The organism is Paraburkholderia sediminicola, assembly GCF_046026895.1.
Taxonomy (GTDB): domain Bacteria; phylum Pseudomonadota; class Gammaproteobacteria; order Burkholderiales; family Burkholderiaceae; genus Paraburkholderia; species Paraburkholderia sediminicola_C.
Window position 1 is genome coordinate 1 of record NZ_JAQQEU010000129.1, and the last position, 11402, is coordinate 11402.

General features: G+C 62.7%; 8 protein-coding genes and 1 pseudogene. 8 read left to right on the forward strand and 1 reads right to left on the reverse strand.

Annotated elements, in window-relative coordinates; genetic code table 11:
- Positions 1-14 precede the first annotated feature (14 nt).
- The 8 genes and pseudogenes from PQR02_RS38220 (at position 15) to PQR02_RS38255 (ending at position 9696) form a co-directional block, all read left to right on the forward strand.
- Positions 15-3344 (forward strand): ATP-binding protein, encoded by a 3330-nt coding sequence (locus tag PQR02_RS38220; protein WP_408243019.1) that lies wholly within the window; start codon positions 15-17, stop codon positions 3342-3344.
- A 259-nt stretch (positions 3345-3603) separates the two neighbouring features.
- Positions 3604-3741 carry a hypothetical protein gene (locus PQR02_RS38225; protein ID WP_408243020.1) on the forward strand — a complete coding sequence of 46 codons (138 nt, stop codon included), beginning with the start codon at positions 3604-3606 and terminating at the stop codon, positions 3739-3741.
- 231 nt (positions 3742-3972) lie between these two features.
- Positions 3973-5007: a DNA-binding protein gene (locus tag PQR02_RS38230; protein ID WP_408243021.1), complete on the forward strand. Its 1035-nt coding sequence runs from the start codon at positions 3973-3975 to the stop codon at positions 5005-5007.
- Between the two features lie 35 nt (positions 5008-5042).
- On the forward strand, positions 5043-5396 hold the full coding sequence (locus PQR02_RS38235) for a hypothetical protein (protein WP_408243022.1): 354 nt from the start codon (positions 5043-5045) through the stop codon (positions 5394-5396).
- A gap of 71 nt (positions 5397-5467) precedes the next feature.
- Positions 5468-5914, forward strand: a complete 447-nt coding sequence (locus tag PQR02_RS38240; protein WP_408243023.1) for an SET domain-containing protein — start codon at positions 5468-5470, stop codon at positions 5912-5914.
- 230 nt (positions 5915-6144) lie between these two features.
- A pseudogene (locus tag PQR02_RS38245) lies at positions 6145-7305 on the forward strand (PDDEXK nuclease domain-containing protein).
- Between the two features lie 743 nt (positions 7306-8048).
- Positions 8049-8453, forward strand: coding sequence for a hypothetical protein (locus PQR02_RS38250; RefSeq protein ID WP_408243024.1), 405 nt, complete (start codon positions 8049-8051; stop codon positions 8451-8453).
- Positions 8454-8469: 16 nt separating this feature from the next.
- Positions 8470-9696, forward strand: a complete 1227-nt coding sequence (locus tag PQR02_RS38255) for a hypothetical protein (protein ID WP_408243025.1) — start codon at positions 8470-8472, stop codon at positions 9694-9696.
- A 160-nt stretch (positions 9697-9856) separates the two neighbouring features.
- On the opposite strand, the gene PQR02_RS38260 is transcribed toward PQR02_RS38255, so the two are convergent.
- Positions 9857-10648, reverse strand: a complete 792-nt coding sequence (locus tag PQR02_RS38260; protein WP_408243026.1) for a hydroxyacylglutathione hydrolase — start codon at positions 10646-10648, stop codon at positions 9857-9859.
- Positions 10649-11402 lie beyond the last annotated feature (754 nt).

Sequence of the window (11402 nt, forward strand, 5' to 3'; positions counted from 1 at the left end):
CCCAGCTCAACCTTATGGCTGGCAAGCGTGCCAAGGGGGCAACCGCTTATGATGCGGCCCTGCAGTATTTCACCGCTGGCCGCGCGTTGCTGGCAGAGACCGGATGGGAACAGTGCTACCGGTTCACCTTCGACCTCGAGCTCAACTGCGCCGAGTGCGAATACCTGATCGGAGAGTCCGCATCGGCGGAAGAACGGCTCGCCATGCTGTCGATTCGCGCACAGACCACGGTTGACGCTGCGGCCGTCACCTGCTTGCGCATCAATCTCTACACTACCTTGGACCAGAGTGACAGCGCTGTCGAGGTCGGCGTGGAGTATCTCCGCCGGGTTGACGACCGGTGGTCGCCGCACCCAAAACCGGAGGACGTTCGCCAGGCCTATGATCGATTATGGCAACACCTGGGGGAGGGCTCGATCGAAGCACTGCTTGAGCTGCCGCTGATGAGAGATGCAGAGCGATGCGGGACCATGGATGTGCTTACGGTACTCACATCGCCGGCGTTGTTCACGGACTTGAATCTGTTCAGGCTTGTCGTCAGTCAGATGGCGACCCTCAGCCTGGAGAATGGCAACAGCGACGGATCATGCCTCGCCTATGCATGGCTGGGCGGCGTCCTGGGGAGGTACTTCGGCGAATACCAGGCCGGGTTCCGCCTTGGCAGGCTTGGCCTGGACCTGGTGGACAAGCGTGGGCTGGAGCGCTTCCGGGCACGCGTCTACCTAGTCTTCGCCGTCCATGTTGCTCACTGGACCCAGCCCTTGCAGACGTCTCTCGCCTTCCTGAGGCGTGCCTTTGAGACGGCGCTGGAAGCCGGTGACCTGTCTTATGCAGCCTATAGCTGCATCGACGTGATCACAAACCGGATTGCCACCGGAGATTCGCTCAGCGACGTCGAGCGAGAGGCCGAGCATGGGCTCGAATTTGCGCGGAAAATAGGGTTTGGTCTCATGTGTGACTGCATCACTGGGCAGCTCAGGCTCATCCGGATGCTCCGTGGACAGAGACCGGACTTCACCTCCTTCAATGACGCGGAGTTCGACGAGCACCGCTTCGAGCAACGCCTGGAAAACAATCCCCAGCTGGCCATCGGCGGGTCCTATTATTGGATTCGCAGGCTGCAAGCGAGCATCTATGGCAGCGACGAGGCATCTGCCATGGCGGCTGTGTCAAAAGCGGCTCCACTGCTTTGGACGACTCCGACCCAATTTGAATCGGCTGAATACCATTTCTATGGGGCACTTGCCTGGGCGGCGCATTGCGATCTAACCTCAGCTGAGCAGCGACCTCAAGATCTGGAAGCGCTGGCAGCTCATCACAAGCAGCTCGCGGTCTGGGCAAAGAACTGTCCCGCAACATTCGCGAACCGCGAGGCATTGGTTGCCGCCGAGATTGCACGGCTCGAAGGCCGCGATCCGGACGCGATACGCCTCTATGAAGAAGCCATCAGACTGGCGCGTTCGGATGGTTTCATCCAGAACGAGGCCTTGGCCCACGAACGCGCCGCAAGGTTTTGTACGGCGCGCGGCTTGCCGACGATGGCTGACGCGTTTCTGCGAAACGCCCGGCGTTGCTACCTGAGCTGGGGCGCCGATGGGAAGGTGCGGCAACTTGATCAGCTCCATCCCCAACTGAGCGAGCAAGAGCCTGCAGCCGGGCCGACGAGCACGATCCGGGCACCGGTCGAACATCTGGATCTCGCGACCGTGCTCAAGGTGTCGCAAGCCGTCTCAGGCGAGATCCTGCTGGACAAGCTGCTCGACACGCTCATGCGTACGGCTATCGAGCATGCTGGAGCCGAACGAGGCCTGTTGATTCTCTCACACGGGATTGAGCAGCGGATCGCGGCGGAAGCCATAACGAGTGGCGATACAATTGTCGTACGGCTGCGCGACGAGGCCTTGAGCTCAATGGCACTGTCCGAGGCAATCGTCCAGACTGTCCTTCGCACGCAGGAGACCATGATCCTCGACGATGCCGCGGCCGAACCCGCATTTGCCGCGGATCCGTACATCCGGCAGGGCCAGGCCCGGTCCATTCTCTGCATGCCCCTGGTCAAACAGAGCAAGCTTATCGGCGTGCTCTACCTTGAAAACAACCTGGCTGCGCGCGTGTTCACGCCGACCCGGATCTCGGTGCTGCGGCTGGTTGCCTCTCAGGCGGCGATCGCGCTGGAGAACACCCGTTTGTACCACGACCTCGCGGAGCGCGAAGCGAAGATTCAGCGCCTGGTCGATGCCAACATCATCGGGATCTTCTTCTGGGACCTTGACGGTCCCATTCTCGGGGCCAATGACGCGTTTCTCCGGATCGTGGGATACGACCGCGAGGATCTCGTCGCGGGTCGCCTGCGCTGGACTGGACTGACGCCCCCGGAATGGCGCGATCGGCGTGAAAGCAGTTGGACTCCAGAACTCAAGGTGACCGGGAGCCTGCAACCCTACGAAAAGGAGTACTTACGGAAAGACGGCAGTCGTGTACCCGTGCTCGTCGGCTCGACGAGCTTTGATGAAGCCCGGAACCAGGGTGTCGGCTTCGTGCTCGATCTGACCGAGCGCAAGCGGGCCGAAGAGGCCTTGCGCGTTGTGCAGTTGGAATTGGCGCACGCGAACCGTGTCGCCACCATGGGGCAGCTCACGGCCTCGATTGCCCATGAAGTAAAGCAGCCCATTGCCGCGACGGTCGGCAACGCCGAGGCGGCACTGCGCTGGCTCGGCCATCAACCGCCGGATCTGGATGAAGTACGCGACGCGGTTGCGCGGATCGTCAAGGAGGGTCGTCGCGCGAGCGAGGTCATCAGCCGCATCCGTGCCCTTGTCGAGAAGGCGCCGCCTCTGACGGATCGCCTTGACATCAACGAGGCGATCCGTGAGGTGATTGAACTCACCCGTGGCGAAACCGTTAAGAATGATGTCTCGGTGCGGACGGAACTCGCGGACGGTTTAGCGCTCGTTCACGGCGACCGGGTCCAGCTGCAGCAGGTGCTCCTGAATCTGATCATAAATGCCGTCGAGGCCATGACCGAAGTCAGCGAGGCAGCGCGAGAGCTGTTGATCAGGACCGGGGAAGTCGAGGCGGGCTACGTACTCGTTTCGGTGCGGGATTCGGGCCCGGGCCTGGACCCGAAGCGTGTGGAACGCCTGTTCGAGACCTTCTACACGACCAAGGCCAACGGGATGGGCATGGGCCTGACGATTTGCCGTTCGATCATCGAGGCGCACGGGGGGCGGCTGTGGGCCTCCACGAATGAACGACGGGGTGCCGTCTTTCAATTCACGCTGCCTGTAGGACGGTGCGAGGTCGTTCGTCCCGAGCACGGCCGGCCAGATGCTGGTGGGGTATGACGTTGCCGGTCCGGAGGGCGAGCCCGGTCCGTTCCGGGCGACGCTGAACGTGACTGGTGTGATCGCTTCAGAAATGGGGCTCGAGCCGCTCGAAACGCGAACGCAGCATCCAGAGGGCTCGCCAATGTTCGCGTGGAAGGGGTTTGCGTGTGCGCCGTTTTCAGGTGGCCGACACGCCAGATCAGTTGATCGCACCTTCGCATGGCTGGTGTTCATCTCCCGTAAATACTCCCCCTAGAGATCCGTGCAGATTACAAAAATGCAACTAACCGTCTGGCGCGTCCCCATCCCCGTCAACCGCAAACCTGTCTCCAGCGGGGCGGGCAGCATCCACGCCGTCGATATCGGCGGCGCGTGCCGGTTCGCCAAGCGTGCGGTGGCGCGGTTCGTGCCGTGACGGCCATCGAGGTCGGGCGGCAGGTCAAGCGCATCGATCGGGCGCGGGCCGGGCAGTGGCCATGGTCGGGAGGGTGGCGGAGGTGCGGGTGGCTGGCCTGGACGTAATCAGGCGCGCAAGACTTTAATAATACAACATTATACGCTTAATGTTGAAATACTGGCGCAGGTGAATTGGATATTTGTCGGTTTACGTTATATTATGCTCTGAAATAACCGGGATCTATTCCTGATGTCCGACGCATTTCCTGATGAAACCCGCCTGGTGGCCGAAATCGGGCGCCTGAAGGCCGACTTCCCGAAGACGCGCGAGCTCTACCGCGAGGTCTGCGCCCTGCTGTTCTTCCGCTTCGGCATCACGCCGACCGCCAACCGGCTGTACCAGCTGGTGAAGCGGGGGAGCATGAGCACGCCCACCCAGGTGCTGGGGGAGTTCTGGACCGAACTGCGCGAAAAGAGCCGGGTGCGCATCGAGCATCCTGATCTGCCGGCCGATCTCGGCGCGGCCGCCGGCGAACTGGTCGCCACGCTCTGGACACGCGCTACCGCATCCGCCGGGACCGCGCTCGACGCGCTGCGCGACGAGGTCGAGGCGCAGCGCGCGGAGGCGCAGCGGGCGGTCGCCGCCGCCCGCGACGAACTGGCTCGCGTCGAGACGGCGCTCGAGCAGCGCACCGCCGCGCTGCTGGCCGCGCAGGTCGAGGTGCGGAATCTGGACAGGGCGCAGGCCGAAGGCCACGCGCAGCGCCAGGCGCTGGAGGCGGAACTCGAGCGCAGGAGCACGGCGCTGGCGGCGCGCGATCGCGAGATCGTGACGGTGAGGGAAGGGTTTTCGCGCGACCTGGAAAAGCAGCGTGAAGCGGCTGAACGCGCGGAAGATCGGCTCCGTGCGACCGAGAAGCGCGCCCTGCTGGAGATTGACCGCGAGCGAAATACCGCAACGAAGCTGCAGAAGGAGCTCGACGACGCCACACGCCGGGCGGACCGGAAGAACGACGACCACCGCCGTGCCTCTGAAACCATGCAGGCGCAACTGGGCGACGCGCGTCATCAGGCGGGCGTGCTGCAGGGGCGGCTGGATGCTGTTCAGGCGGAGAACCTGCGGCTGCAGGCGGAGATGATGGCGCTGCGGGAAGCGGAAACGCGTGCGCGGGAAGCCATGCAGTCGGGCGCCCCTGCTGCAGTCCGGAAGACATCACGATCTATCCGTTCGTCCCGCGCCGTGCCGACCGCCAAACCAGCAACGCGTCGCAAAAAAGCGGTATAAACGCAAAGGTACTTGCCACCAGGGAAATGGGCTGCATGGCTGATATCTACCTGCTCGCTGGACTGACACTTCCACAGGTCGCCGCGCATAAGTCCCTGCCTGGGACCGTGACGCGCTTCATGTCGGATTGCTGGCACGGCATGAGTCGCACGCACATGATTGCCCGCGCGAAACGACGGGGGCTGCGCCTGTCGTTCCGTGCAACGGCGCCATGTCCGTCCGGCCAAACCGGCGTGTTCGAGCTGCGCTTCAACGATGGTGCAGGCGAATGCCTCATGCTCGCGCGGCTACAGCGGGTTGGAAACAGGAATGGTGGGAATCGGCGTACCCGCCGGACCGATGTATCCCGACCACCGGCGCGCGATCCCCGACAGACCAGGTTGTTCTGACGGGACGCCCCGGTTGCCGCGCAACGCGCCGCTCGCTATGCTCCCACCCTCAACGGATCAGGAGTGACGAAGTGCGGCGCGTGACGGTCAGAAAATCATCGGTTCATGGGCGAGGCGTGTTCTCGCTACAGGCGATTCCAGCCGGCCAGCGGATCCTCGAATACCGCGGGGAGATGACGTCGTGGCGGCGGGCCTCTGCCCGGCACCGGCGGTCCGGAATACCCGGCCACACGTTCATTTTCGGACTGGCCGACGGGCGCGTGATCGATGGCAGCGTAGGCGGCAACAGTGCCCGCTGGCTGAACCACTCCTGCCAGCCGAACTGCGAGGCGATCGAGGACGGGCGGGGGCGGGTTTTTATCGAGACGCTCAGCGACGTGATGCCGGGCGACGAGCTCTTTATCGCCTATGGACTGACTATCGACGAAGCGATTACTCCGGAACTGGCCGCCGACTATTCCTGCCACTGTGGGACGAAGCGGTGTACCGGTTCGATGCTGGCCCCGGCGAGCGGTTAGCATGCGTCGACCCGTCAACCGCAGCCCTGTGCTGGTCGCAATGCCGGTCCTGCCACATGTGCGTCGGAAGGATCGGCAACGTGGCGCCAAGGGCCCGAATGGGTGATTTCGAGCCGATCGCTTGCCAACCTGGATTTTCATCGATGGACTGAGTACGGACAGCGCAACACCATGGTCGCCAATGTCCACCGTGAAATCATTAACGCTGAAACTACCTGCTGACAGTACCAATGACTGATATCGCATTAAGCGGCGCCAATTACAGTGGCATACATGGCGATATCGTCGCGCTTCTGGAACACGGTCGTCGTGCTGCGGCCCGAAGTGTCAACGCACTGATGACGGCGACCTACTGGGAGATTGGTCGCCGTATTGTCGAATTCAGTCAGGGCGGGGAGGGGCGTGCCGCCTACGTCAGGCCCTTTTAGAGCGGTTGTCGGTCGACCTGACATCCCGCTTCGGGCGGGGGTTTGGGGTAGACAATCTGGAGTTGATGAGGCTGTTCTACCAGACCTACCCGCCAGCCGCGATTTCCGGATCACTGATTCGGAAATCTACGCCCATAGGCCGGCCGGGAAATTCCGAATCGCCGATTCGGAATTTCGATCTCGACCCCACTCGCGACCACATTCCAGCTGTCCTGGACGCACTACGTCCACCTCATGCGGCGAACCCGGTCCGTTGAAGAAAGAGCGTTCTACGAAGCTGAAGCGCTCCGTGGCGGATGGAGCGTGCGACAACTGGACCGGCAGATCAGCAGCCAGTTTCACACTCGTGCGATGCTGTCGAAAAACAAGCAGACGATGTTGCAAAAGTCGGGCAAGGCGCAACCGGGCGACCTTGTCAGTGCAGAGGAGGCAATCAAGGATCCTTATGTCCTCGAGTTCCTGGACCTCGAGGACGAATATTCAGAAAGTCAACTGGAGGAGGCGTTGGTCCACCGCCTCGAAGACTTTCTTCTTGAGCTCGGTGGCGATTTTACGTTCGTGGGCCGCCAGCGTCGACTTCGGATCGGTGAAAGCTGGTTCCGCGTAGATCTTCTGTTTTTTCATCGGCGTCTGCGATGCCTTGTTATCGTTGATCTCAAACTCACTGAGCTCAATCACGCCGACGTGGGCCAGATGCACATGTACTGTAATTACGCACGTGAGCACTGGACGCTGCCAGGAGAGAACCCACCCGTTGGGCTGATCCTGTGCGCGCGAACGAATGCCGCGGTGGCGCGTTATGCATTGGAAGGGTTGCCAAACAAAGTGCTGGCGGCTGAGCACCATATGGTCCTCCCGGATGAAAAACTCCTCGCCGAAGAGCTGGCCAAAACCCGCCGTGCCTGGGAGGCCCAACATCGGTCGGAAGAGGGCGCTGACGGTGCGGACGGTCAGCTGTCATGAAAGGGGCACCATCACGATAGCCTCACGCCCGGTTAATCATCAACCACCATTGAGAGACGGACTGCTGCTTACCATGGCAATCTGTGTGCGGAACTACATCTCCTCAGCGGTTCGGCGAGTCGTACGGGAACCACAGCATGACACGGTGCGTGCGCCGACGCGAGCGGTCGGCGCGCAATCATCGGGTCGGTCGATGAGCACCGCAGGAAATTGAGAAGCGCGGCCAAATGGATTAATCTCGTCAGTCCGACCAGCCAACTGTTCTGAATCCGACGGATGCAGCTCGACATTTTCAACGACAGCCGCGACGTGATGCTGCGCAATGACATCCTGTCAGCGTTGCAGCAGTACGATGCCGCGGGCGCGCGGCGCGCGCTGCTGGCCCTTGCGAACGGGTATCCGCACGACGGCGCCCTGGTGTATTTCGGGTCGATCGTCAATGCCCTCGAGGGTCGATCGACGGTACCATTTGACCGTCACGAAGCCGCCCTGCAGGCCGCCAGGTGTTATCTCACGAAGTCCAGCCCGCAGTCACGCGTGTGTTCCCGAGTCAGGCCGGGGCGACCTGGCTCGCACCGCTCTGGGCAGAACTGGCCGGGCGCGCCGCTGCGCTGCCTTTCCGTTCGGACCACGCGGATGCGCACGCGGCGCCGCTCTTCCTGCTTGCTGCCAGGTGGGCCGAGGCGTCTGATGCAATATTGCGCATCGCGTCCTGGCCGCGGATTCCAGCACCGCTTTGCTGGATGGCGGAGGCACGTTACTGGCTCGATGGCCTGGACGCGGCCTGGCCGTTGCTGGTGGAACTCGCGTGGCTTTCGCCATCCCGGTTTGACCAGCTTTTGAGCCGGCTTGGCGACGCGTGCGTCAATACGTTGCGGCGCGCCTTCGACGCGTCGTGCGACGGCGGTGGCGACATTGGCGATCTCGCGTGGTTTCCGGCGTGGGTACTCACGGAAAAGGCCGGCCTCGCGCCCCTGTTCAGACAGGCAGAGCCTTCGCGACGCAATGCTCCCGAGCGGGCGGCGAAGGTGATGCTCGAGTTACTCAGCCTGGAGCGTCAGGGCCGGCATCACGAACTGCTGGAAACCCGGCGCGAACTGCAGGCCCTCAATAGGGCGCTGTACGCCGCCTACATGAAGACGCGCTGAGCTGGCACCCCGGAGCATGACACGCACAACCTCTCACACCGCTCACAAGTGGGCTTTCGCCACGCGGTTCCGGCGTGGCGCCTTCGGCTGGAAATCCGCGTTGCCGATCCAGCGTCTGAAAGAAGCGCTGGCGGAGATCCGGCAGATTGCCCGTGCCGATCCTGTTCTCGCCGCGGACGGCGCGGTCGCTTTGATCGAAAAGCTTTCGCCGGCGCTTGAACACGTAGACAGCTCGTCGGGGGCAATTGGCACCGCCGGGAATCGCGCAATCGATGCCCTTGTGCCGGTCATCGCCGGGGTGGACGTGCCCGCTCCGGTCCGGATGCGTTGGCTGGATCGGCTGTTTGACGCGCTCCAGGACGACCCGATGCCGTATATCGAACAGCTGGGCGAGCGCTGGGGTGACCTGTGTACGTCGCCCTCCATCGCGTCCTCATGGGCAGACCGGTTGTTGCCGGTGACCGCGCGCGTGATGGGGGCTGAAGGTCTGGGCGAGCATTTCGCGGGTACCACCGCCTGCCTCAGCGCGCTGAATGCCGCCCGGCGCCATGAGGAACTACTTGCTCTCGTGAATGGCGCGCGCCTGAACTGGTGGGGGTATCGCCAGTACGGAGTGGGTGCACTGATCGCATTAAATCGTTCGGCTGAAGCACTGCGTTACGCGGAAGCGTCGAGGGGGCTGAATGCGCCCACTGGCGCCATCGCCCGCAAATGCGAAGCGATCCTTCTGTCGTCGGGCATGATGGACGAGGCCTATCGGCGCTACGCGATCGAGGCCAATCAGGCCACCACGCATCTCGCGACGTTCCGTGCCATTGCGAAAAAATATCCGGACAGGAGTTCCGACAGCATTCTCCACGACCTGGTCGCGAGCAGTCCCGGCGCCGAGGGGAAATGGTTCGCCGCCGCGAAGGACGCCGGCCTGCTCGATCTGGCGGCGTCGCTCGCGATGCGCGGCCCCACCGACCCGCGAACCCTGACGCGGGCCGCACGCGATTTCGCGCGGCGCAAGCCTGAATTCGCGATGGCCTGTGGCACGGCAGCGTTGCACTGGATGGCTGCAGGCTTCGGGTACGAAATCACGGGGAGCGATGTGCTGGATGCCTATAGTGCGCTGGCGGATGCGGCCCGTGCTACCGGCATGGAACGTGAACAGCTCGACAGGCGTCTGCGGGACCAGTTTGCGGCACTTCCCGGTCATTCGTTCGTCGCCACGGTGCTGGCGCATCATTGGGTCGCATAACGTCTCGATGCATCCCGGTCACGGGATGGATGGTTTGTTGGCAGCGAGCGGTCGACGTCTACATCCACATCGCCGTTGCTTCCCATCGGTCCTCGGGGCCGCGTGTGCAGAACTCCGGCCGCGCACCCCGGTGAGCGGCAACGCTCCGCGCCCTGCTGCATCACCACCTGTTGCGCAACTCGCGAAGCTTGAGAAACACCGTCCTCGCATCGGGTTCTTCCGGGAGATCCGAGAAGCTTTCTCGCAACCTGGCGATCACGCTCGCGCTTGTGAGCCGGAAGAAAGTGTTGAATTGCTCTTCATCCTTGAGCGTGGTGACGATCGAGGTCTTCGGGTCATGACCGGCCACGTGGGGAAGCAGGGCCCGGGCAGCGGCGTTTTCCGGCTCGAGCGACAACGTGAACCTCAGATTGTTCTCGATGTAGTCATGGCCGGGGTAGATCCGTGTGTCGTCCGGCAGTTTGGCGAGCTGGCCCACAAACGTGGCATACAGCTCGCTCGGATCGCCTCCGTTGTGGCAATTGCCGGCGCCCGCATTGAAAAGGGTGTCGCCGGAAAACAGCGCCGGCTGGTCGGTATGTGATCGCAGGCAGATGTGACACATGGTATGACCCGGCGTGTCCATACATTCGAGTTCGATCCGCTTCCCGACTTTGATGACGTCTCCGGCCTTGACACCGCGGTCCACCCCTGCAATGCGAGCGCCGGCCTTGAAATGAGCGAGCAGCCTGGCGCCCGTGGCCGCGACCATCGCTTCGTTGCCGCCGGTGTGGTCCCGGTGTTCGTGGGTGTTGAGGATCTGGGTGATCTGCCAACCCCTGGCCTTCGCGGCGGCGAGGCACTTTTTATGGTCCAGCGGGTCAATGGCAAGTGCTTCACCGGTTTCCGGACATGCAACCAGGTAGTTGAAGTTGCGGTAGGCATTGCCAGTCCAGATACGCTCGACGATCATCGCGTGCTCCTGAGGGCTTGCTGCCGACGAACAGGCATTGGTAGAAAGCCATGTTACCGACCTGACGCGCTTGGAACCGCATCGCCGCGGGCGCAACACGTAGGCTCTGATGTTCACCTATGGTAGCAGCGGTCGTTCAACGCCTGTTGGCATTGCTCTAACCAAGACAGTCGGAGCCTCGTCAGATCACAGTTCCGCGGGTCACCGGGCTCCAGACGGCTCATACTGCAGACGGGTCCCTGACCGGGGGCGCTAGGCTAGAGGGGAGTTCGAGCTCGCGCGGCTCGGCGCTCTTACATAATTTGCGGCGCAGCATGAGTAGCTCAGCTGCTCATCCCACTCGGATTCACGTCCCTCGGGGGTGAGAAGGTCAAACAGGTCCCAGAGCGGTTCGATGGTACCGACGTGGCGATAATCCTGTCCGGGATCGGTCGGTGCGAAGAGGAGTTCCGCGCCCCAAACGTGGCGGATCACTCCGTCATCTCGCCGAAGCACGTTTAGCATGCCCACTGTCGCCTCGCACCGGTTTCACGTCAGGGGGCCGGCGCAGCAAACTGGAGTCGCCACCGCCGCGCCAGCCTGGAACCGGGTCCGGCCAACACCGCACGGCGGCAGGCTCCGGCTCCTGACTTGCAGACGTGCCGCGAGCGAGTTCGTGTAACTGCAGATGCCAGAGTCGTCAGGGCAAGCCGGTTCCAGCGGACCCGCCTGGAACGGCGAGGCGAAATCCACTATCGTGTCAGTTGAGGTGCAT